This is a genomic window from Streptomyces sp. WAC 04229 (assembly GCF_003947455.1).
Classification (GTDB): domain Bacteria; phylum Actinomycetota; class Actinomycetes; order Streptomycetales; family Streptomycetaceae; genus Streptomyces.
Genome location: NZ_QHJH01000046.1, coordinates 23,093 through 44,886 on the forward strand (window position 1 = coordinate 23,093; position 21,794 = coordinate 44,886).

Below are 21,794 nucleotides of genomic sequence, written 5' to 3' on the forward strand. Positions count from 1 at the left end.
GGGTCCTTACCAGAGGGGCCAGGAGATTCCGGCCAGTGACAGGTTGGTGACGGTGCCTGAGATGTCGTAGATCCGGAGTTCGCCGATCTCGTTGACGAGGAGGGTGACGTCGACTCCGCCTTGGGGGGCACGGTGGGGGAAGGGGTGCCGGACGAGAGGCCAGTAGCTGGAGTTGGGGAGGGTGGCGACGAGGGTGCCGTTGGTGGCGGTCCCCGCTTGAAGGCGGCCGAAGAGGTAGGCGGTGCCGTTGGCGGACTTGCGGACGGTGGCGGTGCCGTAGTTGGTGGCGTCGTAGTTCGTCCACCCGGATTGCAGAGACAGAGTGCCCGACTCGCCGGTGAACGGCTTGACCCGTCCGGCGACGGACGTGTTGCCGTCCTTGTCGACGGAGAACTTGTCGGTGTCCCGGTACAGGCGCAGCAGCGGCCCGGTGTGAGCGGACGCGGCTTGGACGTAGAGCCCGCTGAAGGTGCTGGCCGGGGGTGTCATGGCCAGGCGGCCGTTGCCGAGGGTCGCGAGGTTCGGCTCCACGATGTAGCTGGTGTTCTGCGCCGTGTTGTCCTGGTTGACGTATCCGAGGTTGGCGAGGGTGCCGTCCATGAAGATCCGGCCGCCGATCACACGCAATGGTGGTGTGGAGTCGAGGGCGAGTCGCTCAATGACCGCGGCGTCCCTGAACAGGCCGGACCGCCACAGCATCTTCGTGTAGCCGTTGGCGGGGAACGTGCCGGACACCAGTTCCAGGTTGGCGTCGCCTGGCGTGAGCTCCGATACGGCGACCGCGGCGACGTTCGACCCGGACGAGTTGTACAGCTGCACGGCCGGGTAGGGCAGGTTCGGGTTGAGCCACATGACAGCGCCAGACTCGCCCTTGACCAGGAGCCCTTGGGGGGAGAGCTCACCGATGGCGACGTCGTCCTCGTTGTAGATAATGATCTCGTTGGCGTTGGCCTCGTTCAGGGTGATCCGCGCCCCGCTCAGCGCCGTCTGGATCAGCCCGCCCGTGACGGTAGAACCCGTGATCGTGCCCGTGAAGGTGGCGTCACCGTCGGCGGCATCGAAGCGGATCACAAGCTCATCGGTGTCGTTGTAGACCCGCAGCCCGTCCTCGTTGAGTTCCACCCGGGCCCCGTCCGGATCGCCGGCGACGAGGCGGGTGGCGAGCTGGAGGACCGCTTCCAGCTTCTCCGCGGTCACCGCGCCGGCGGCGATGGCCCCGGCGGTCACCGAGCCCGCCTGAAGGTCGGCGCCCTCCACCTGGGTGGGGGTTGCCGCGGTCTCCTCGGACGGATCACTGACCGCCGCGGACGTGTTCACGGCGGTCAGCCGCACGTAGTGCGCCTGGTAGGGCAGCGGAATGACCGGGAGCATCCCCCCGTCGCCTGCTTTGGTGATGGTGCCGACGAACGTCGCGGCGGAGGGGGTGAAGCCGCTGCTGGTGGCGACGTGGACGGCGATGTGGTCGAAGTCCGAAGGGAGAGGGTTGCCGTCGGCGAGGGTGCCGTCCCAGACGACGCGGAGCCCGCCGATGGAGGAGGTGACGACGGGTGCGGACGGGGCGCCGGGCGCGGGACCGTCCACGGCGATCAGACCTATGGTGCCGTCGTCCTGCATGCCGACCCGTCCGCGGACCGTTCCGAGGGCGTCCTTGACGACGAGGTTGGTGTTGTCGAGGGCGGCGTGCGACAGCCGCGGACTGTTCTCGACCCGCGCCAGGCGTCGCTCGAACTCTGCGAGCATCCGCCCGATCTGCTCAGGGGTCATCAGACACCTCCGTAAGTGAACTGCGCAGACGGCTTAAGGGAGATCACGGCCTGCGGGCCGCCGCGTGCAGTCGGACGGATCGTCCAGCCCATCACGCGGCACCAGCCCGTGAAGGACGTCCAGCTGTTGTGGATGCGGGTGTACACGTCGTCGCCGACCTGCCACGACCCGAACGGTGCCGCGGGGGTGTCGCGGATCGTGACCTGCTCGACTGCCCCAAGGGTCTGCCGCCAGGCCCGTTCCCACTCGGTGCGCTGCCGCAGCACGTCATTGCCGTTGATCTCCGGGAACGCGGCGGTCGCCTCAAGGCGCAGCCGGCCGTTGCGGACCGCGGAGATCTGCCGGAGCTTCGCCGAGCCGTCTCCAGCGCCGGTCCCGACGACGACCTGCGCGTAGTCGTCACCGGATCGGACCTCTTCTGGCTCTTCGATGATGTTCACGCCGGATGAGAACTCGATGTCGGTGCGGCGGGCGCCGAGCCGCGGCCAGCCCAGCTTGATCCGCTTGATGACGCCGGTCTTGTCCGAGTTCCAGGAAGTAGTGCACGTGTACTCGGGGGTGGCCTGGTCGGAGACCAGATCGTCGACCTGATCGCCGAGGCTGGTCGTGTCGTACCAGAACGAGTGGAACGGCTCGGCCGTCGTGCCCACCTTCGACGTGCTGGCGGTCGCATCGACGGTAACGCCGAGGTTCCCGTCGGGGATGGACTGCGCGTACTCCCAGATCTGCCGGATGACGTGGCAGCGGTCCTGGTTGACGTAGGGGCCACGGCCGCCGTGCTCGCCGTCGAAGTCGAAACGCTTCTGCAAGTACGACGACCAGGACGCGGCCTCGATGCTGTAGTCGGTGCCTTGGGCGCGGACGTCCCAGATCAGGCCGCCCCACTCCAGCTGACCCTCCGACTCCACATAGATGAACGTCGTGCCCGGGTCGGCGAGCTGCGGGGACTGCGACACCAGCCGCGGCGACAGCTTCCCCCGCAGCTCCCCCGGACCAGATACCTCCGGCCCGTACTCCAGGTCCGTGACCGGCAGCGCCGTCGACAGCCACGCCCCCGTCAGGGCGTGCTGGGTGAGGACCCTGACCGGTGGGGCCACCGTCACCGGGGGGCCTCCTCGAACTGCACGTCGGCGATGAGGGTGGTGCCCTGGTCGACGTAGATCCGGCCGGCCTGCCCGGTGGAGAACGCGGAGGCGCGCGCCCGCAGGAGTTGGGTGGTGCCGCGGTAGGCGGTGGGGATGGTGAGGGTGTCGGCGACGGTCGCGGAGATCCGGCGGACGCCGGTGCCCTGGTCGTCGTCGAGGAGGGTGGTCTGGGTGGCGAGGCTGGCGCCGAACGTCGCACTGAGCTGGCCCCAGAAGTTGCCGAGGGCGTAGCGCATGGGGCTGATGTCGACGCGGACGATGGCTTTGGTCGCCCAGTCGGGGATGGCGATGTTCCATCCGGCGGCGGTGGAGAAGTAGCTGTAGCTGGTGGAGGCGCCGATGCCGGTGGACTGGCTGGCTGGGGACTGGGTGGCCAGGTAGCGCTGGCGTCGCGGGTTGGCGACCTTCCGCAGGTCAGTGATCATCGCGTTGGTGATGGTGGACGTGTTCGCGGGAATGTCGATGCGGGCGAGGGGGATACCGGTGCGGCTGTCGGGGATCGCCGTCGCCGACGAGGACACGTTGGAGATGACCTGCGGGTAGACGATCTGGTCGGTTTCCGGGTTGAGGGAGCCCTCGTACTCCGGGTCTTCGACACGGATGATCAGCATGTCGGAACGTCCGGACCCGGAACCGGTCGCGGCGATCGGTACGTCGACCGTGCCGACGTTGCACACCGAGTAGTGGCCCTGGAAGGTGTTCGCGCGGCCGCGGATGACGCCGGACCCGTCCCCGATCAGAACGCCGCCGCCGGGGGTGGTGCGCTGCGCCACTTTCAGGTCGTCGCCCTGGGTGATGCCCTCGGCGCCGTTGGCGAGGTCGCGGATCATCATGCGGAACTGCTGCGCGGAGTGCGTCGCCCCGTTGGTGAGGAGGGGCCGCGGAAACAGGGCCATGTCGGCTCTCCTTCAGAGGGCTATGTAGGCGTCGCGCCAGGTGACGCGGAGGCGGGCGGAGTTGGTGTTGTCGAACGCGGTCCAGCGCATCTCGCTGGTGCCGGGCGGGATGGAGAACAGGTCTATGCGGGAGGCCGGCGACAGGTAGGTGGAGGCGTTGCCGCCGTTGTCCCAGCTCACGGTCCGGTAGCCGGGACGGGTGTCGATCTCGATCCACCGTCCGGCGGGCAAGTTCAGGGTGGGCAGGGACAGGGCTCGTCCGGAGGCGACGTGGAGGATGGTGACGTTCGCGCACGGCCCGAAGACCCGCATGATCGGCCAGGCGTCGCCGGTGCCGTTGTTGGTGACCCAGCCGGGCCGGTCCGCGGCCACCGTCCCGTCCTGCACGTAGATCGGTGCGACGACGGGGGCTGCGAACCCGCCGCCGGTCAGCCAGCCCAACGGCAGTTCCGTCGTCGACTCGGTGTCGGCGTAGAAGCCGGGGTCGTGGGCCAGGAACTCCATATCGATCGGCACGTAGCCGTGGACGACCTGCCGGTACTCGGGGTCCAGGCGGCGGGCGCGGACCGTGAGCCGCTTCACCGGCCGGCCGGGCCGTTTGATCCGCAACGCCATGCCCTGCCCGCCGACCAGGCGGACGTCGGCGGCGTCGGTGACCGCCTGGAGGGCCGCGACCATGTCATGGCAGCCGGCAGGGTCGCCGGGGACGACGATCGCAGCATCAAGCTGGACCTGCCGGCCCGCCCAGTAGTCCGGGCCGGCGAACTGGCCGTCCATGGACGGCTGGTCGACGTCCGACTCCCGCACCGGCGGGCGCCCCAAGCCATTGGTTTCGATGACCTTGACGTTGGTGCCGCTGCCGATGACAAGACCACCGAGGTCGTACTGCCAGTCATTCAGCTCAGGATCAGTCACGAGCGGCCACCCCTCCCCTGCGGTTCCGGCGCAGACTGCGCCCCACCTCTGCTGCGATGTCGGAGGCGGTGGCGCCTGTCCGGACGGCGGTAACGGAGACCTGTGTGGTGTCACCCTGCTTGACAATGACGAAGGGTCGGGCAGCGGTGGCGTCGGTGAGGCCGACACCGAACCGGTTGGCGACGTCGGCGAGGACCGGCAGGGCCGTGCGGCGCTTCGACGGGCTGAGAGGCAGGTACGCCTCCCCGTGCGTCTCGGGCTCCGCGAAGCGGACGATGCCGCCCTGGGTGGCGTAGATCCCCGCGCGGATACCGCCGTCCGCGTAGGCGAGGCCCTTGCTGGCCTTGCCGAGGTCGGCGAGGAACTTCACCGCCTTCGACCCCAACGACTTGCTGATCTGCGTCTTGGCCTTGTTCGCGACGGTGATGATGTCGTCCTCACCGAGTCCGGTCTTCCCGGCGACGTCATGGATCCCGACAGTCTTCGACGTGATCGCGGCGATGATCTGGATGAGCATCCCCATCTGCTCCGACGTCAGCTGCGCCTTCGCCTGCTTGACCTCGGTGTTCGCCTTCGCCGCCTTACTCTTGTTGCCCGCTGCTTCTGCGGCGAGATCGATCGCGGCCTGGTCGCCCTGCGACGACAGCTGCGCGGCGAGGTCTCCGTAGCCCATCGCCGCGAGCTTGACCAGGTTGTTCTGGAAGATCTGGTTCGTGGCGGTGGCGTGGTCGAGCTGGACGGTGAAGTCCTTCAGGCTGGCGCGGGCTTCCTGCATCATCCGCCGCAACGCGATCGACATGGACGCCACGTACTTGTCCGTGCCGGTCGCCATCTTCGCCGCGAGCTTCATACCCTCGTCGCCCATCCCGGCCAAGGCCTTGGCGACGTCCCCGCCGGCCCGGTCGGCGACCTTCTCCAAATTCCGGTTCCAGGCGACCGTGGCCGCGCCCATGTCCCACAGTTTCCGTTCGACCGCGGCCAGGTCGAAGTACTCTACTTCCTTCGTCGTCCACTTGCCCTTGACCTTGGTGCGCACCTTCTTCGTCTTGTTGCCGGCGGCGATCGCATCGGACGGCGAGTACAGGGACCCGGAGATCGGGTCGTACTGCCAGCCTTCGATGCCGCCGGTCGCGTTCCACTGGATGGAGGCGGGGTCGCCTCCGAGCCGACGGACGGTCTCCTCGGCGATGGCCCGGGAACGGGGACGCTTGGACGGGGCGAAGGGAATGTACGCTTCGCCGCCAGTCTCGGGTTCGGCCCACATGCGGTAGGTGGGCTGGGCGATCTGCGCGACGTGGTTCTCCCGCATCCCACCCTCAGCGAAGCGCTGCACGCGGGCGGGCCCGTAGATGTTGCCGTCTGCGGACCGGCCCGCGGTGGAGCCGTAGTAGGTGCCGGACGGGGGCCCGCCGGGCTTGCCCTGGATGCGGTAGACGGTGGTGTAAGTGACCGTCACCGACCTGTTCCGCAGGCTCGCAATCGCGGTGGCGAGTCCGGCGACGTTGGAGCGCTGGCTTCCGGTGGGGACACTGATGGTGACGGTCTTGCCCTTGGTGTCGCGGATCTTGAATCCGAGGGCTTCGAGCTGCTTCCGGGCCTCGGTGGTCGGCGCCTTCATCGTGATGGTCTTGCCGTTGGTGGAGGCGACCTTCGCCTTGACTGCCTCGAGGTCCCCGATGGCGTCCTGGATCTCCGCAGACAGAGTGATGGACTTGTCGGTGAGGCCGTCCCGGGCGGCCTTCACCCGGTCCAGCCCGGACTTCGCGCTGCCCGTCTCCGCGGTCACCTGGAAGCGGCCGTCCGGCAGCTCCTTGACCTTGTAACCCATCTCCTCCAGCAGAGCGACCGCGTCCGTGGTCAGCGCGCTTACCGTCACGCTCTTCGCGTTGGGGGTCTTCTCGATCGCCGCGATGACGGAGTTCAGGCCGGTGATGGCGTCCTCGGTGCGCATCTCGAGGACGGTGGACTTTTTGTCGGGGATCTTCAGGTACTGGTCGGCGAGGACCCCAGCCTGCTCCGCGGTCAGGCCCATGTCGCGGGCGGCCTGGACGAAGGTGTCGCGGCCGTCGGTGTAGATGCCATTGACGTACTCCCACGACTTGCCCTGCTCCCGGGCGGCGGCCGCCGCGGCGTCCGTGTTCGCGGCAAGGTCGGACAGGGCCTTCTCCGCGTCGCGGGCCTTCTGCGAGCCGAGGTCCAGTTCACCGCCGCGCATCTTCAAGGCGCCCGCGTTGGTCTTCACGGCTTCGGTGACGTCGTCGATGGACTGCTCGAACGCACTCATCGCGGAGCCGCCGGCCCGGTTGACGTCGTTCAACGCTTGCAGGGACTGCCGCAGCCCGTCCGCGGAAGCCTTCTGCGCGGACAGCTTCGCCGCCGTGTCCTGCGCGGCCTTCCCGAACACGCCCTGCGACTGCGCGGCCAGCTCCGCCTCGAACGCCTGATCCGCGAGCGCCGACTTGTAGCCGTCGAGCTGCGCCTCCAACTCCTTGCGGGACATGCCCTGCTTGCGCATGGCCTCGCCGATCCGCTCCAGCGCGGCCGCGGCAATATCGCCCTTCCCGGACTTCACCAAGTTCGCGAGGGACTCGTCGACCGCGTCGAGGTCCTCCTTGGCTTCCTTGACCGGGGTGGAGTCCATCCCGACGAGGGAGGTGAGGAACTGCTGCGTCTTGTCGAGGTTGGAGGGGCGGGCGAGGGTGCGGAGGCTGTCGGCGAGCCCTCCGAGGTCCTGCCCGAACGCGCGGGCGGCTTCGCCGGCGACTTCCCCGGTCTGGCCGAGCTTGCCGAGGCTGGTGGTGAGCTTGTCGACGTCCGGCGGGGCGGACTTCCCGATGTCCGCGAGCTGGGTGAGGACGACGGCGACGGCGGCTATTCCGGCGACGACGACGGACGCGCGGGCCGCTACACCGAGGGACAGGAACGCGGCCCGCAGACCGGCGAGTCCACCGCCCGCGGCGGCGGCGGTCGTGGCCAGTCCGGCGATCGCTGTACGGACGGCACCGATACCGCCTGCGATGGCGGCTGCGCCGAGCCCGGCGAGCTGGAGGAGTTTCAGAGCGGTCGCAGTCTGGAGGATGATCGCGACCAGTTCGGGCGGCAGTGCGGCGACCAGGCGGGCGGCGGCGGTGACGAGGGTCAGCATCGTCGGACCGGCCTGCGCAGCCCCTTCGGCGAGGTTGCCGACGGCGTCACCGATCGCGTTCAACGCCTCCCGGGCCGCGGGCCCGTTCTCCCGCATGTAGGCGACGATCTGCCCGATCACACCGTCGTCGGCGTCGCCCTCGGACACGATCCGCAGGAGGTGGATGACCTGGTCGGTGAAGTCGTCGAGCCGCGCGTCGGTGAGTTCCGCGACCCGGTCGGAGAACGCGTCGAAGCCCGGTGTGGAGACGGCGCCGCCGGCAACGTTCACCAGCCGGTCCATCTGACCGGAGAACGACTGGACCTCGCGGCTCATGTGCGGGATGAGCTGCTCGAGGACGTTGAAGCTCTTGGTGACGGGCTCCATCGTCCAGTTCGACATGTCGTCCGACCAGTCGGAGAACGTGCCCTTGAGGTTGGAGAGGGAGATCGCGGCTTTCTGCGTCTCCGGCGGAAGGTCAGCGAGGACCCGCTGGTAGGCGAGCTGGGCCTCCATCGCTTCCTTGGACGACCGGCCGTTGTCGCGGACGGCTTCCTGGTACTTTTTTTCCGCGTCGGCGACCTCGGACATCGGCTCGATCTGCCCGGCCAGCGCGATACCGAAGGCGGTCGCGGCGCCGCCGGTCGCGGCGAGCATCCCGGCGAGTGGGGCGAGGTTCGCGGCGACGCCGGCGATGAGGGGGATCGCGGCGGTGGCGATGGGCAGCAGCCCGGCCAGCCCGAAGTCCGCTCCCCCACCACCGCGGCTGCCGCCGCCGAGGGTGCTGCCCAGGCCGCGGAGGGCGCTGGTGTCGGGGGTGACCCGGACCGTGATGGTCTGGTTCATCGACGCCCACCGCACCGCGGCGGACACGTCCCGGCGCAGTTGCATCGGATCGCGGAGGCCGATGGGGATTTCGATGCGGTGCCCCCACGCCGCCCACCGCACGGCGCCCTCGACTTCGCGGCGCAGCTGCATGGCGTTGCCGAGGCGCAGGTTGACGGCCAGGCCCTGGCCCGCACCGGCGGCGCTGAGAGCCGCGGACACGTCGGAGCGGAGATGGCCGGCGTCCAGGTCCAGGCGGACGCGGAGCCCCTGCCCTGAACCGGCGCTGGTCAGGGCGGCTCTGACGTCGCGTCGCAGGTGCGCGCCGTCCACGTCGAGGCGAACCCGGATCGGATTGCGGGTGTCGGCGCGGAGCCGGGCGATGTCCTGCCGTAGGGCGTTGACGTTGCGGGACGCGGTGCGGGCGTCGCCGGAAAGGCTGCGGAGGGTGCGGGCGAGTCCGGAGCCTTGCCCGGTCAGCCGGACACTCAGATTCCACTCGGACACGGGCGGGGCTCCTTCCTACTGGTGGCGGTGGGTTTTCTCGAGTTCGAGGGCGGCGGCGACGCTGGTGGGGATGAGGGCGACTTTCATGCCGTGGGCCTCGTCGCCGTCGGGGAGGGCTTTCTGCCGGTCCTGGAGGATCTGGCATCCGATGCAGCGGTGGGTGGTGGCCCGGTAGGCGTCCTCGTCGCCTCCCAGGGCTTCGTCCCATTCATCGGCGCGGGTGCCGCACGTCGGGCAGACCTGCTTGAGGTAGTGCTCGAGAGCGCGGGCCTTGCGGCGGTCGAGGTCGGACCAGGTGCCGTCTCCGTGGCCGCGGTAGAGGCTGTGCGGGATGCCGTACTGGCGGCACAGCTCCATCTCGGCTCGGAAGTCGGCATCATCGATCAGCCTTTTCCCAGGTCGGTCCGCTTGCGCTGCTGCACCGACCAGGCGGCGCCCCACAGGGACTTCCAGTCCTCGAGCGGCCACGTGGCCATGGCCTGCTGCGCGTACTCCAGGGGCATGCCGTCGGTGTTCGCGGCCGCGATGACGGCGGGCGCGAACGTGTCGAAGTGGAACTCGGCGCTGCCGTCCTGCGCCTCGTCTTCCTCGGTCGGCGGGTGCTTGGCCAGCAGGTCCCTGAGTTCGCCGTGCTCGAGTGCCCGGAAGGTGAGGGTGACCGTGGCCGCCTCGTACGCCTCGCTGGCGGCCGCCAGCTCGTTCTGCTCGTCGCGGGCCTGCTTGCGGACGAGGGCCAGCGCTTCCTTGTCGGCGTTCTTGTCCTTGCCGACGGAGTCCGCGTAGGCCTGCGCGCGTTCGGCGTTCTGCTTGGCGGCCTGGTAGCGGTCGCGGACGTCGGGGTCCGCGCACAGGCGGAGGACCTGAGTGGGCTTGGGCATGCCGTCCAGCTGCTTCTGGATGGCGTCCCACGCGGTGCTGCTGGTCATTCGGGTTCTCCTGTGGGAAGGCCCGGCCGGGCGCGCGGCGCCCTTCCCAAGTACGTCGGGCCCGGCCGGGGGCTAGGGGGGCGAGGGTCAGGAAGACGGCACGGTCGCGTTGAGGAGCGGCCGGTCGGTGATGGAGAACCGCACCTGGAGCTTCGCGGCCTCGTTGTCCGCGGTGATCGCCGGGGAGTTGGAGGCGACGCGCACCGGGTAGACGTCCATGCCCTTGGTGGACGGCGCCTTGCCCTTGCGGCAGATGATGACGAACCCGGTCGTGCCCTTGGCGAGGTCCTGCTCGAGGGTGTCGTCGACGTCGTCCTCGTAGAAGGTCAGGCTGGAGTCGGCTGCGGAGTCGTCGCCGGGGATCTTCGACACGAACGTGGAGTCCATGTCGGGGGTCTCGATCTCCTGGTTCTCGATGGAGAAGCCCTCGACTGCGGCGATGTCCTTGGTGTAGTCGGTGGCGCCGGTGAGCTCGGCGGAGGTGGGGAGGTAGCTGGTGGAGACGATGGTGTCGGCGAAGAGGATCTTCGTGACGCCCTTGCGGTTGAAACGCGGCATTGTGGGCCCCTTGCGGATGCGGGGCCAAGCAAGACCCCTGCTACACGTTGGTGTGGCGGCCACCTGCCTGGTGGCGTCCGCGTGGGGTCCCGCCGCGGTGCGGTGTTACGTGACCTCGAGGGTCAGGCCGTGGTCAGGTGGAACCTGAACCGCTGCACATAGGTCATGATTCCAGCTTCCTGCTCGGACGTTCCCCCTGGTATTCCGCCCGGCTCCGCTTCCAGGGTGCGGGTCATGCAGGAGACGCCGGGCACGGTCATCGGGTGCAGCCACAGTCCGGTCGCCGGGTCGCGGCCGAGGAAGACGGTGCGGGCCTTGTCGGCCATCCATTCCAGCTGGTCGAGGTCCGCGGTGGATCGGGGGTTTTGCGGGTCCGGGCCGGAGACGCTGGTGATCTGGTAGACGAAGGATCCGTCCTCGTTCAGGTCGGCGAGCGGCGCCCCGGACAGGTTGGTGTCGACGGAGTACAGCAGGTAGTAGGGGGGTGCTGCGCCGCTGCTGGGTTTGCGTCCGTCTCCGACGGGCCTCCCGGACGCGGTGGCGAGGGTGGTTTCCACCCAGTCCGTGACCAGTCGTTTCGAGATCATGCGAGCAGCTCCCCTACCGCGGCGCGCATCTGCTCGTGCAGCGTGTCCTCGATGTGCCCGAGGGCGGGCTGGACGTGCGGGAAAGGCGGCTGGAAGTAGTGCCGGCCGATGCTGTCCGTCATGTCGTAGAAGCCGAACTCGAGGCGCCGGCCTTGGGGGGCGGTGGTGCCGATGGTGCACTCCGCGCCGTACGGGATGCCGCTGATCTCGGCACGCCAGGACGCCCGGTAGCGGCCGGTGATGACGTTCGGGCCGGGACGCCCGGACGCGTTGGCGCGGATCCTGGCCACGCCCACGGTGCCGACGCGCCGCATCCGGCGTTCGACGGTGTCGCCGAGTTCGTCGGCCGCGGCGTCGAGGCGGTTAGCGAGGTCGTCGAGGTTCACGGGGTTCCTCCCCTGCCGGCCTGCTTCATGTCCATGGGGGTGACGCGGACGACTTCCACGGTGGAGGCGCGGGACGGGTCCTGGCAGAACCAGGTCCGGCCCAGCAGCGCCGCGTTGGCGGGGTTGTGGACGGTGACGACCTCAACCAGGTCGTCCCGGGCGGCCAGCGGCGCGGTGAGCGGCGTGAACAGGCGGGCCGGGGACATCGTCTCCTCAGCCCAGGGCAGCGTCGCCGAGGGCAGAGAGCTGATGCCGCCCGGCGCGCCGGCCGCGATGACCGCTCCGAGGCCCTCGTAGACCAGGTCCGTGTCCGGGTATTCGAGGAGCCCGGTGTCGGGGTTGAGGACGGGGTCGCCGGCGGCGGGGCGGGTGATCCGCACGATGTCGACCATGAGGTTCGCCTGAAGCCAGACGCCTACGGGGGCGAGGACGTCGTCGAGGCCGGCCATCAGGAGTCTCCTCTGGCCCAGTCGGCGGCCTGCCGGAGCATGGCCCGGGTGAGGTCGTAGCGGCCGTTGCCGAGATCGGCACGGTTGAGGGCGGCGTTCTCAAGTTCGGCGGGGTCGAGTTGGGCGAGGTAGCCGGTGATGGTGTTGCTGGGGTCGTCCGGCGTGGCGACGGCGACGCGGGCGAGGCCTTCGAAGGCGACGTCGTCAGGCTGCCGAGTGTGGAGGATCAGGGTGGGCAGGGCAGCGTTGACGTCGTGCTGGAGGGCGTAGCCGGTGACGGTTCCTGCGGGTAGGAGGTTGCCGTCGATACGGATGGCGGCGTGGCCGGGCTGCGCGTCGATGCGGACGCCGTGGGCCTGCGGCTCGTCAGGAGTCTCGGTCACAGGGCAGCTCCGGTGCGGATTTCGGTTCGGCCGATGAGGTCGAGGCGGGGCAGCAGCTCTCTCTGGCAGTTCGCGTGTGCCGTCGGGTGCGCGAGAGCGTCCTGCACGGTCCGCAGGGTCCGGTTGGCGCGGTCCGGATCATCGTGCGACGTCCAGCCACACGCGGCGCCATCACGGATCTCCACCCACTCCGTGCCCAGCTCATCCAGCGCGGTGCGGGCCGCCGCCGTGTTCGCGGTCGTCACCGCCTGCCAGGTGACCGCTGTACGCGCCCACGCATCGACCGGATGCCGGGCGTTGTTGGAGTAGATGACGGTGTCCAGCGGGTGATCCTCACGGAGCTGGGCGGTGTCGAAGCGGTCGGCGGTGGCGCGGGCGGCATCCTGGGCGGCGCGCAGGAAGGCGCGAGCCCGTCGGAGGGCTTCTGCGATGCGGCTGGTGAGGTCGGCGTAGTACTGCGCGGACGCGGCCGTGACCGCGGCACGATGCCGGTCGGTCCACGTGAACCGGTCCGTGCGCCGGTCGGCGTTCTCAAGCATCTGCCAGGCGCCCTCGCGGTAGATGAGCGGCAGGTCCGTGGACGCCCAGCGTTCCGCGAACGCCATGGCTGCCCGGTCGAAAGCACCCAGGGACGTGTTGAACGTGGCGATGGCTGCCCGGAGGGCGCGGCCGCCCCCAGAAGTCCGTCCGGGCCGGATCCGGGCGAGTGCGCTGAGAAGCCGGGTCTGGGCGGCGGTGAGGATCGACCACGCGCTACGGAGACGGCTTGTGGCGTCCGTGATGTAGGAGAGGAGCCGCTGCCGGAGGGTGCGGCCACGGCGCCGGACGGGGGTGGTCATCGCCGGGGCCGTTCCACGAGGCGGAAGACACCGAGCTCACCGTGGCCTCCCGGCCCTTCCGGGTCGTCGGGGGCGGGTGGCTGGCCCGACTCAAGTAGGGCGATCTTTCGTTCGAGGGCCTTGATGTTCTCGGCGAATCCGACAGCGACGACACCGGACACGTTGACGGTGGTGGGCTGCTGAAGGAGGGCGGCCAGTCGTTCGTTGAGGACTTCCAGGGCGACGGCGCGGGCGGCCCCGAGGCGCGTGTAGCGGCCTTCCAGGTCGGCGACGGAGGTTGCCGGGCCGAGCTGGGAGAGGAGCCAGGCTTGGACGCTGGCGGTGAGTGCCATGACTGGTTTCCTCCAGGGTGTGGGAAGGGGGTGGTGCGGGTGCGGGCCCGCCCTGCTGGCGCCCCCACCGTGAGGTGCGGGCCCGCACGCCGCTATTCGCCGCTGGTGCCCTCGCCGGCGGCGTCCCGGCCCCGTGACCGGCCGGTCGCCGCGGTCTTACGCGCGGCGGTCTTCTTCGCCGCGGGTGCGGCTTCCTGGTCAGCGTCGGCGGAGGCGGCGCCAGAGGCGTCGTCCTGGCCGTCGCCGGTAGGGTCCCGGTCTCCGGTCTGCTGGTCGTCCTGCTTCTTCGGCAGGCGGGGCACCTTCCTGTCGACCCAGGCGGCCGGGTTCGTCACCAGAGCGGCCAGCCTGGCGTCCGGGCTGGTGCCCGGCGCCAGTTCCACCGTCTGGTGCGTTTCCGGATCCGTCACGTACACCGTGGCTGCGAGTCGGGCGGCCATGGGCTACCACACCGTCGCGGCGATGTGGATGTCCGGGACGTACATGACGGGCAGCGCGGCCGCGGAGCCCTTCGTCCACACCTGCGGCGGGTCGTCCTGGTAGCCGCGGGTGACGACGATGCCGGGGGCCTCTTCCCGCTCGATGGACGGGTTGCCGCCCTGGGAGAGGATGAGACCGTCGGCGGTGAGACCGTACTGGGTCTCCGCCCACTGCTGCGGGTTGGGCGGCAGGAGGAAGAACATGTTCTCCGGCAGCGCGCGGACGTCCGCACCGGTGTCCAGCTCGATCTTCACGTCGTAGGTGGTGATCGGCGGGAGGTTGTAGCGGGCGCGGACGACGTTGACCTCGTTCGGGGCGAGGACCGCGGTGGGCGTCGCGGACGGGCTGACCGAACCGTAGTAGGCGGCCCGGTAGGAGTTGTTGCCCATCATCAGCGCCGCCGTCTTGTACGACGTCATCGCCCGGGACGGGGCCGGCGCTCCGGAGGAACGCAGGACCTCGATCCACCGCTGCTCGTCGGCGAGGATGTCCGCGGCCGGGTCGGTCCAGTCGACCGGGGCGGTCGGCATGTTCGCGGCCGGCACGGCGTAGTCGGCCTCGAGGGTGAGACCGTTCTCGCCGACGAGGGAGAACTTGCCGTCGACCAGGAGGTCCCCGACGGCGAGCTCGAGGCGCTTCTTGATGGACAGGACGTGCGCGGCGACGTCGTCGTAGACGGCGTTGACGAGGTCCCGGGAGTCCATGCCGCGGTCGAGGTTCTCGAGGATGGTCTCGAACTCGCCGACGATGTACTTCTGCCCGAGGGGCAGGAGCTTCCCGCTGGTCGCGAACTGCGTGATCTCACGCGTGGCGACCTTGGTCTGGGCGTCCCACGCGCGGTAGGAGGCGGCGGCGACCCTGCGTCGGTTGCCGCGGTGCTCCCACTTGACGGAGTTGATGGTCCGCTCGGGCATGACGGACTGGGTGAGGGCGTAGTCCGCGGGGGTCTGGATCTCCCGGGCGAACGCGTTGATCTCGGTGGCGCTGATGTCGCGGAGCAGGAGCTCCAGCATGTCGTTCGGCATGTCGGGTTCTCCTGATCAGACCTTGTAGACGAACTGGGAGTTGGAGCCCGCCGGTACGTCGGTCGGGTCGAAGGCGACGGGGAGCTTCGCCACGTCGATCTGGCCGTGGACCATGAGGGGGGCTGCGACCTTGGTGGCGCCGGGGTGGAAGGCGACCTCGGTGAACAGGAAGCCGGCGAAGACATCGGCGCCGTCGGCGGGGGCTGCAGAGCCGCCGGCCGTGGTGGTGGCGATGGTGATGTCGGGGCTGGTGCCGCCGGTGAACGACTCGGTGGTCGTCGGGGAGGCGACGTTCTCGCCGAGGTAGCGGCCGCCCCAGGTGAGGGTCCACGGTCCGCCGGCGTTGCCGGTGACGGTGACGTCGCCCGGGTTGACGTTGGACAGGCCCTCGAGAGCGGTCTGGACGGTGGCGGCGGTGGCGTTGTAGGCGATCGCCGCGGTGGTCTGGCTGTCGAACGTGATGGTGAAGGTGCCGCCGGTGGGTCCGCCGGTCACGGTGAGGGTCTGAACCTCGTTGGAGACGGCGTTGTACGGCGCGAACAGGCCGGACGCGGTGACCTTGCCGAGGGGAATACCGGACTTCAGCTTCCGGTCGGGCTGGTACTTGGACGCTTCTGTCCAGTGGAGGTTCTCGTCGAACTTGGTGAGGTCGAGGGTGACCGTCTGGTTGGCCTCGATGCCGAGCATGCTCATGAGCCACGGGCGGCCGACAGCGAGCGTCTCGGTGCTGGTGTACGGCTGGATGTCCACGCCGTGACCCCTTTCGCGAAATACGCGGGTGTGGTGTGGGCGTCTGCCTGGCGCCGTCCACGGGGGTTAAGGGCGTGGTCCCTTGGTCTGGGGTGGTGCTGGTCAGGCTGCGTCGTCGTTGCGCAGTCCCATGGCTCGGGCCCGTGCGCGGGCAGCGTCGCGGACGGCGTCCTTGCCGGCGACGGGCTGCCGGGGCGCGTTGCCGCCTGCGGGGCCACCGGACGGTGCCGGCGGCAGGGTCTGGGGGGCCGTGGTGCCGAAGAGAACACCGCGGCGGTTCTTCAGGTCGGTGGCGGCCTGGGTGATCTGTTCGTCGGTGGCGTCATCGGGGACGCGGAGGAGAGCGGCGGCGTCTTCGAGGTCGTCGCCGGTGGCGCCGAGGGAGACGAGGACGGAACGGATGCGGGTCTCCCGGTCGCGGCGGGCGGCTTCGGCTTCGCGCTGCTGGGCTGCGGTCTCCCGGTCGGCGAGGGCCTGCTCGCGGGCGGCGAGTTCCTCGGTGCGGCGCTGGTCGTCGGACATCTGCACCTGCCGTGTGGTTTCGGCGTCCTTGAGGACCTGGGTGAGGCGGGAGACGTCGGTGTCCTCGTGGTTGAAGGGGATACCAGCGGCTTCGCACAGTTCGCGGAGGACCTTGTTGCGGCCCTTGTTGTTCTCCCGGGTCATGATGCGGGTGAACTGGGGCTGGGTCATGGGCTGGCCGGTGTCCTTGTCGAGGACGTACTGGCTGGTGTCCTGGGGGAGGACGGGTGCGGGCGGCTGGGGGGCCCGGTTGGCGAGGTCGGCCGGAGAGGGCACCGGCGCGGCCTGCTGCCCGCTGCCCGGGTCTCCGCCGTCGTTGTAGAAGACGGCGATGCCGGGCAGGCCGGTGTAGGGGTGGGCCCAGCCGGGGGCGGCAAGGCTCGTGCGGGCGGGGTGCTGCGCGGGGCGACGCATCTGTACAAGTCCTCCCAGACTCGCTCGTTCTCCAGGCCCCGCGCCTGAGATCAAGTGGAGCACAGAATCCGTCACAGGTTCCCCCCGCTCCCCTGCTCCCCCGCATCCGGCTCTTCCTGGGCTGCATCGAGGGAGAGCTGCTCCGGGCCGACGGCCGGCAGGACGACGGGCGGGGTGTCCGGTTCGTCGGGGGCCTGCCGGCCGAGGAACGCGGCGACCTCGTCGGGGTTGCCGAGGGCGTCGGCGAGGAGCCGGGCGGCTTCGAACGAGCGGGCGTCGATGCGGGTGATCTCGTCTTCGGCGTCCTCGATGGGCCAGCCGATGTCCTGCAACCGGCGGATGGCGGTCTCCAGAGAGATGACCCCCGCGGTGCGGGCCTTGGTGACTTCCTCGAGGACGGCGGCCTTGTCGGTGGGCGTGTACGCGCCGCGGGTCAGCTTCGCGGGCAGCACGGGCAGGCCGATCCAGTCAGGGTGCTGGCCGGCCTGGAAGAGGCGCTGGACGAACTTGGGCAGGAGCCGGTCGGCGTGGTCGCGGGCGAGCCGCATGCTCGAGATGAGCGAGTCCAGCGGGCCGAGGGCCAACTCGAGCTGGTAGCCGGAGGTGAACTGGGCGGGGTCGGAGGTGCCGAGGGCGACGGCGGGGAGCCGGGCGGTTGTGGCGGCGCGGTCCTTGAGGTCGTGGGTGTGGTTGCGCAGCTCAGCGAGGTTCCCGCTGGTTTCCACGCTGGTGATGGAGCCGCCCTCGCCGAGGGTGAAGACCATGCCTGGCCCGGCCTCGTACTGCTGCTGCCGGTTCGTGCTCTGCCCGGAGATGGCGAGGATCGGGGCGCCGGTCGTCGCCGACGCCTTGCTGGAGTCGGTGTCGCTCGAGGACAGCTCGTCGAACACCTGCAACACCTTCGCGAGGGACGACTGCCCCCAGTGCTCGCCCGGCTCGGGCACGGTGTTCGGGACGTGGATGACCGGGATGAAGTCCTGGTACAGGTCCAGCTGGTCGAGGACCTCGCCCTGACCGTTCGTCGCGAACTGAGCCTTGTCCATCGGCAGGGAGTCGACGTCGATGGGCGCTTTGAGGTCGCCGAGCTCCCAGATCGCGTCCGTCAGGTACACGGTCTTGTACGAAGGCCGCTCCGACCACGGGTACAGGCGCGTGATGGAGCCGTTGCCGTCCAGGGTGTCGCCGCGGCCGAGGACGGGCTGGGAGGGCTGCTCGTCGGTGGCTTCGGACAGGACCGGCGCGCGCAGGGGCCGGCCGGTGCGGTCGATGCCGTTCGCGGTCTGGGGTCGGATCCAGTCCAGGTGGTAGGTGATGCGGCGCAGCCGGGCGGGGAGCCGGCGGGCCTGGTCCTCGGGGAGTTCCCACGCGAAGTGGATCCGGTCGGGGTAGTCGGAGCCGTCGGAGTCCTCGTCGAGGATCGGGAAGTAGAAGCCGGGGTCGAAAGTCTTGAGGCGGACGCGTTGCTTGTCGGCGTCCCAGTGCAGCAGGTACACGCCGTCGCCGAGGGAGACCGCTTTGCGTTCGGTCTGGAGGAGGCGCATGGCGAGGAGTTCCTCGTCGGCCCACTCCCGCAGGAGGGTCTGGACCTTCTCCGCCGTCTCAGCGTCCGGGCCGGCGTGGTCCTGGCCGGCGTGTTCGGCTCCGGGGACGGTGATGGTCTGCTCGTCGCCGAGGACGTAGGAGGTGATGGCGTCCACGAACATCGACGGGTCACCGAACTCGCGGCGGTCGCGGGCTTCCTCGCCGTCGCGGAACGCGGCGAGTTCGGCGGCCTGGTTCTGGTCGTAGGCGGTGAGGAGCTTGTACGCGGCGAGGCGGCGCTCGTCCTGAGCGGGGACCCAGGTGGCGTGGGCTTCGGGGAAGGCGCGCCGGTTGGGCATGCCGAGGTTGTCGCTGTACAGGGGTTTGTAGTTGAACGTCGACCAGCGGTCGATGATCGCCGCCCTGGCGCTGGCGAAGAGGCCCACAGCGTTCCCTTCCGCTGATCTCGTCCTACAGGCCCCGCGCCTAAAGATCAGGGTACGGGCGGTCGCGGCAGGGGTTCCCTCGGCTATCGGCGGCCGCGGAGCCGCTGGTCGGTGTAGTGCTGGGTGCCGAGGCCCTCGCCGGCCGGGTCGGCGAGCTCGGTCAGGGCGTGGACCGCAGCGTCCATCCTGTCGGGGCTATCGAGCCCCGGGATCCAGGTGACCATCTGCCGTTCCAGGTCCGGGAACTCCCCCACGTGGTGGATTCGCCCCTGCTCGTACAGCTGGGCGATCGGTTCGGCGCGCAGCCGTTTGCCCTGCTTGGCGTTGACCTCAACGATGCGCGGCATGGGCCGGCCCTGGGTTCGGCCGGAACGCGCGAGGTCCTGCCATGCCTGAATCAAGACCTGGCGGGTCATGTCGCCACCGAAGTTCGTTTCGACGACGAATGCGTCCGCATCGCAGTCGAGGGCGAGGAGGCAGGCTTCGGTGCCCCACGCGTTCGCTCCGTGGCGGCCGGACCGGTCGGCGAACAGGTAGGACTCTCCGTCGGCGTCTCGGCCGGCTGCGACGATGCCGGTTTCGTCGTTGGCGGTTCCGGATCCTCCAGAAGGGTCGATCGCGATGAGGGTGCGGGTGAGGTTGACGCCGCGGAAGGCGGCAGGGCTGATGCGGTTGGCGGTGATCCATGTCCACTGCCAGACTCCGCCCTCGAGGGGGCGGGGCTGCTGCTGGTAGAGGGCCCACCAGACGCGTTCGCCGACGGCGCGGCGAGTTCGGGCGAGTTCTTCCTCGTCGTACTGCTCGGGCCACAGTGCGTCGCCGATGCTGCGTCCGAGGGGGTCGGTGTCCGTCAGGGCGAGGGCTGGCAGGTCGATGACCATCCAGTTTTCTGGTTCGTTGGCCAGGATGCGGCCGGACAGATCGTCCTCGTGCCAGCGCGTGTTGATCAGGATCTGTGAGGCGCCGGGAGCGCGACGGGTGTAGAAGACGGACTGGTACCAGTCCCACACGCGGTTGCGTTGTGTCGGGCTGTTGGCGTCGTCGGATCCCTTGAAGGGGTCGTCGATGATTCCCAGCGAAAATCCCTTGCCGTTCAGTGAGCCTCCGACGCCAGCGGTGACCATGCCGCCGCGCACGCTGGAGTTCCGTGGCGCTTCAAGGTCGAAACGGTTGGCGGCGTGGCTTCCTGGGTTGAGGCTGACTCCGAGGGTGTGGCCGTGCTCTCGGAGTTGGTCTCGTACCCAGCGGCCGTGGTCGTCGGCAAGGTCGGCGCCGTATGAGGCGAGCATGACCCGGCCGGTGGGGTTGCGGCGCAGGTACCAGAGGGGGCCCCAGCGGGAGGCGCGCTGGCTCTTCCCGTGCCTCGGAGGGCAGGTGATCATCACTTGCATGCGTTCACCGGCGGCGATCCGCTGGAACACGCCGTCGATCATGTCGAGGTGCGGGGCTTGTTTCTCCCTGCCGTCGGTGAGGACGGCGGCTAGGGCGCCCGGGGAGCGGTCCATGGCGATTTGTCGTTCGACGGCGGCGAGCTTGGCGCGCAGGTCGGTGCTGGCGCGGGCGGCGACTCGCTGCCGTTCCTCCGGGGGGAGCTGCTGGTAGGCGTGGAGGAGGTGGCGTGCGCTAGTCGCCGTCGCCATCCTCACCGTCCTCCAGATCCTCTTCGTCTTCGTCGTCCTCGTCTTCCTCGTCGTCGGCAGTGTCCAGGGGTGGCGGTGTAGCGTCGGCTTGGCCGGCGATACCGATGAGGGTGTACAGCTCAGCGAGGTCGTTACCGCCGAAGGGGATGGTTCCGCCGTCGGGGCCGCTGATCTCGGTGCGTACGGGGACCTTCAGGCCGAACAGTTCGGTGATGTCGGCAATGAGCTTCCGGGCCTGCTCGTTGGCCTTGAGGTCGTTGTCCTCGATGGCGAGGGGCATGACGGCGCGCAGGAGGGTCTCGAGGCGGGAGCCTTGGATGAACCGGTAGAGCTCCGCGTCTTGGACCTCCATGGCCTTGGCCTTTTTGACGGCTCGGGCGAGGTCGGAGCGTGCGGTGCCGGGGGTGATGTTGAAGTGCTCTGCGATCTGGGCTGCGGTGCGGCCTTGGATCTTCATGATGAGCATTTCGGAGCGTCGCTTGGCGACGAGGGCTTGCTTGGTCTTGGACGCTGGCATGGCGGTGGGGCTCCCGCTCGGGTGGATGTTGTGTTGTGAGGCCCCGCGCCTAGATGGATGATCGCCGATTTCCGTGCGGGTGTTCCCCCTGGACGTGGTTTGGCCCCGCCGGCTGGGGGTGGCTGGCGGGGCCGCGGTGGTGGGTGTGTGGCACGGCCCGGTCCTTCTGGGGCGCGGGGACACCGACAGAAGGGCCAGGCACGTTGTCCTTCCGGGCCGTGCTGTTCTGAGTGTGGGGTATGCGGAGCTGTTTGTCTGAGACGCCTTCCCCCCGGCGTGCGTCAGCCCCCGGCGGGTGGGGTCCGGGGGCTGGTCGCTTCAGTCGCTGGGCTACTTGGGGAGCTGGTTGCGGGTGTGGGCCCATACGCCGCTGGTGTTGGTGTTCACGGTCCGCTGGTCTTGGACGACGGTGCCGCTGTAGTGCTGGTGGATGACGGGCGGGGCGGCCTGGACGGTCTCCTTGGCGCTCTTCATGAGGCTCTTGAGGGCCAGGATCGGAGCCGTGATGGCCGCGGGGACCGCTACGACGCCGGCGCAGATCCAGCCGATGACCTCGGGGTTGGCGTGGCCGGAGCCCCAGAGGACGCCGGTTGCTGCTGCACCAAGGGCGATGATGGGAACGCTGCTGGCGATCATGATCCCGCTGACGTCGGAGGCGGTCTTGCTCATGGCGGGTCGGCCTGGCTGCTCGACTGGCGGGGTGTCGCCGATTGTGGGGGTGTTGGGCAGGGCGTCGTTGCGGAATGAGGTGGGGATGGTCAGGGGTGACTTGGCGGCGTCCTTGAGGGCGTCTTCGACGTCGGCGAGGAAGGCGACGGCGTTGGGGTTGGGCTGCGCGGCGGG

Annotated in this window: 22 protein-coding genes; all 22 read right to left on the reverse strand. The window is 69.5% G+C overall.

Annotation, left to right across the window (positions count from 1 at the left end):
- Window positions 1–6: 6 nt before the first annotated feature.
- Window positions 7–1,764 (reverse strand): hypothetical protein, encoded by a 1,758-nt coding sequence (locus tag DMH12_RS15430; RefSeq protein ID WP_125492147.1) that lies wholly within the window; start codon window positions 1,762–1,764, stop codon window positions 7–9.
- Complete coding sequence (locus tag DMH12_RS15435; RefSeq protein ID WP_125492148.1) at window positions 1,764–2,867, reverse strand: hypothetical protein; 1,104 nt, start codon at window positions 2,865–2,867, stop codon at window positions 1,764–1,766. The genes DMH12_RS15430 and DMH12_RS15435 overlap by 1 nt, the downstream gene beginning before the upstream one ends.
- The gene (locus tag DMH12_RS15440) at window positions 2,864–3,805 is read right to left on the reverse strand and encodes a hypothetical protein (RefSeq protein ID WP_125492149.1); all 942 of its coding nucleotides are present in this window, start codon (window positions 3,803–3,805) and stop codon (window positions 2,864–2,866) included. The genes DMH12_RS15435 and DMH12_RS15440 overlap by 4 nt, the downstream gene beginning before the upstream one ends.
- A gap of 12 nt (window positions 3,806–3,817) precedes the next feature.
- The gene (locus tag DMH12_RS15445; protein ID WP_125492150.1) at window positions 3,818–4,720 is read right to left on the reverse strand and encodes a phage tail domain-containing protein; all 903 of its coding nucleotides are present in this window, start codon (window positions 4,718–4,720) and stop codon (window positions 3,818–3,820) included.
- Window positions 4,713–9,176, reverse strand: a complete 4,464-nt coding sequence (locus DMH12_RS15450; protein WP_125492151.1) for a hypothetical protein — start codon at window positions 9,174–9,176, stop codon at window positions 4,713–4,715. Before DMH12_RS15450 ends, DMH12_RS15445 begins: the two co-directional genes overlap by 8 nt.
- A gap of 15 nt (window positions 9,177–9,191) precedes the next feature.
- A complete protein-coding gene (locus DMH12_RS15455) occupies window positions 9,192–9,533 on the reverse strand; it encodes a hypothetical protein (protein WP_260474219.1) in 342 nt (113 codons plus the stop codon).
- A gap of 26 nt (window positions 9,534–9,559) precedes the next feature.
- A complete protein-coding gene (locus DMH12_RS15460; protein ID WP_125492153.1) occupies window positions 9,560–10,102 on the reverse strand; it encodes a hypothetical protein in 543 nt (180 codons plus the stop codon).
- 87 nt (window positions 10,103–10,189) lie between these two features.
- Window positions 10,190–10,660, reverse strand: coding sequence for a hypothetical protein (locus DMH12_RS15465; protein WP_185832331.1), 471 nt, complete (start codon window positions 10,658–10,660; stop codon window positions 10,190–10,192).
- Window positions 10,661–10,782: 122 nt separating this feature from the next.
- Complete coding sequence (locus tag DMH12_RS15470) at window positions 10,783–11,247, reverse strand: hypothetical protein (protein WP_125492154.1); 465 nt, start codon at window positions 11,245–11,247, stop codon at window positions 10,783–10,785.
- Window positions 11,244–11,633, reverse strand: coding sequence for an HK97 gp10 family phage protein (locus tag DMH12_RS15475; RefSeq protein ID WP_185832332.1), 390 nt, complete (start codon window positions 11,631–11,633; stop codon window positions 11,244–11,246). Before DMH12_RS15475 ends, DMH12_RS15470 begins: the two co-directional genes overlap by 4 nt.
- Window positions 11,630–12,082, reverse strand: coding sequence for a DUF6093 family protein (locus tag DMH12_RS15480; RefSeq protein ID WP_125492156.1), 453 nt, complete (start codon window positions 12,080–12,082; stop codon window positions 11,630–11,632). The genes DMH12_RS15475 and DMH12_RS15480 overlap by 4 nt, the downstream gene beginning before the upstream one ends.
- On the reverse strand, window positions 12,082–12,465 hold the full coding sequence (locus DMH12_RS15485) for a hypothetical protein (protein ID WP_125492157.1): 384 nt from the start codon (window positions 12,463–12,465) through the stop codon (window positions 12,082–12,084). The genes DMH12_RS15480 and DMH12_RS15485 overlap by 1 nt, the downstream gene beginning before the upstream one ends.
- Entirely contained in the window at window positions 12,462–13,304 is an 843-nt protein-coding gene (locus DMH12_RS15490) for a hypothetical protein (RefSeq protein WP_125492158.1), read from the reverse strand. The genes DMH12_RS15485 and DMH12_RS15490 overlap by 4 nt, the downstream gene beginning before the upstream one ends.
- Window positions 13,301–13,636 carry a hypothetical protein gene (locus tag DMH12_RS15495; RefSeq protein WP_125492159.1) on the reverse strand — a complete coding sequence of 112 codons (336 nt, stop codon included), beginning with the start codon at window positions 13,634–13,636 and terminating at the stop codon, window positions 13,301–13,303. The genes DMH12_RS15490 and DMH12_RS15495 overlap by 4 nt, the downstream gene beginning before the upstream one ends.
- Window positions 13,637–13,728: 92 nt before the next feature.
- On the reverse strand, window positions 13,729–14,076 hold the full coding sequence (locus DMH12_RS15500) for a hypothetical protein (RefSeq protein WP_125492160.1): 348 nt from the start codon (window positions 14,074–14,076) through the stop codon (window positions 13,729–13,731).
- 3 nt (window positions 14,077–14,079) lie between these two features.
- Window positions 14,080–15,141: a major capsid protein gene (locus tag DMH12_RS15505; protein ID WP_125492161.1), complete on the reverse strand. Its 1,062-nt coding sequence runs from the start codon at window positions 15,139–15,141 to the stop codon at window positions 14,080–14,082.
- A gap of 15 nt (window positions 15,142–15,156) precedes the next feature.
- The gene (locus tag DMH12_RS15510; RefSeq protein ID WP_125492162.1) at window positions 15,157–15,891 is read right to left on the reverse strand and encodes a hypothetical protein; all 735 of its coding nucleotides are present in this window, start codon (window positions 15,889–15,891) and stop codon (window positions 15,157–15,159) included.
- Window positions 15,892–15,993: 102 nt separating this feature from the next.
- Complete coding sequence (locus DMH12_RS15515) at window positions 15,994–16,827, reverse strand: hypothetical protein (protein WP_125492163.1); 834 nt, start codon at window positions 16,825–16,827, stop codon at window positions 15,994–15,996.
- 71 nt (window positions 16,828–16,898) lie between these two features.
- Complete coding sequence (locus DMH12_RS15520) at window positions 16,899–18,794, reverse strand: hypothetical protein (RefSeq protein ID WP_125492164.1); 1,896 nt, start codon at window positions 18,792–18,794, stop codon at window positions 16,899–16,901.
- Window positions 18,795–18,877: 83 nt separating this feature from the next.
- On the reverse strand, window positions 18,878–20,434 hold the full coding sequence (locus tag DMH12_RS15525; protein WP_125492165.1) for a terminase large subunit domain-containing protein: 1,557 nt from the start codon (window positions 20,432–20,434) through the stop codon (window positions 18,878–18,880).
- A complete protein-coding gene (locus tag DMH12_RS15530; RefSeq protein ID WP_125492166.1) occupies window positions 20,418–20,951 on the reverse strand; it encodes a sigma factor-like helix-turn-helix DNA-binding protein in 534 nt (177 codons plus the stop codon). The genes DMH12_RS15525 and DMH12_RS15530 overlap by 17 nt, the downstream gene beginning before the upstream one ends.
- Window positions 20,952–21,281: 330 nt before the next feature.
- Window positions 21,282–21,794: hypothetical protein (locus DMH12_RS39085; protein WP_185832333.1), on the reverse strand; the 513-nt coding region annotated here is incomplete at its 5' end.

Bases quoted from the DNA above. Each gene is read 5' to 3' on its own strand.
- DMH12_RS15495 (WP_125492159.1), bottom strand. From the start codon at position 13,636: ATGGCACTCACCGCCAGCGTCCAAGCCTGGCTCCTCTCCCAGCTCGGC.
- DMH12_RS15490 (WP_125492158.1), bottom strand. From the start codon at position 13,304: ATGACCACCCCCGTCCGGCGCCGTGGCCGCACCCTCCGGCAGCGGCTC.
- DMH12_RS15460 (WP_125492153.1), bottom strand. From the start codon at position 10,102: ATGACCAGCAGCACCGCGTGGGACGCCATCCAGAAGCAGCTGGACGGC.
- DMH12_RS15430 (WP_125492147.1), bottom strand. From the start codon at position 1,764: ATGACCCCTGAGCAGATCGGGCGGATGCTCGCAGAGTTCGAGCGACGC.
- DMH12_RS15500 (WP_125492160.1), bottom strand. From the start codon at position 14,076: ATGGCCGCCCGACTCGCAGCCACGGTGTACGTGACGGATCCGGAAACG.
- DMH12_RS15525 (WP_125492165.1), bottom strand. From the start codon at position 20,434: ATGGCGACGGCGACTAGCGCACGCCACCTCCTCCACGCCTACCAGCAG.
- DMH12_RS15530 (WP_125492166.1), bottom strand. From the start codon at position 20,951: ATGCCAGCGTCCAAGACCAAGCAAGCCCTCGTCGCCAAGCGACGCTCC.
- DMH12_RS15470 (WP_125492154.1), bottom strand. From the start codon at position 11,247: ATGATCTCGAAACGACTGGTCACGGACTGGGTGGAAACCACCCTCGCC.
- DMH12_RS15440 (WP_125492149.1), bottom strand. From the start codon at position 3,805: ATGGCCCTGTTTCCGCGGCCCCTCCTCACCAACGGGGCGACGCACTCC.
- DMH12_RS15465 (WP_185832331.1), bottom strand. From the start codon at position 10,660: ATGCCGCGTTTCAACCGCAAGGGCGTCACGAAGATCCTCTTCGCCGAC.
- DMH12_RS15505 (WP_125492161.1), bottom strand. From the start codon at position 15,141: ATGCCGAACGACATGCTGGAGCTCCTGCTCCGCGACATCAGCGCCACC.
- DMH12_RS15515 (WP_125492163.1), bottom strand. From the start codon at position 16,827: ATGCGTCGCCCCGCGCAGCACCCCGCCCGCACGAGCCTTGCCGCCCCC.
- DMH12_RS15455 (WP_260474219.1), bottom strand. From the start codon at position 9,533: ATGGAGCTGTGCCGCCAGTACGGCATCCCGCACAGCCTCTACCGCGGC.
- DMH12_RS15480 (WP_125492156.1), bottom strand. From the start codon at position 12,082: ATGGCCGGCCTCGACGACGTCCTCGCCCCCGTAGGCGTCTGGCTTCAG.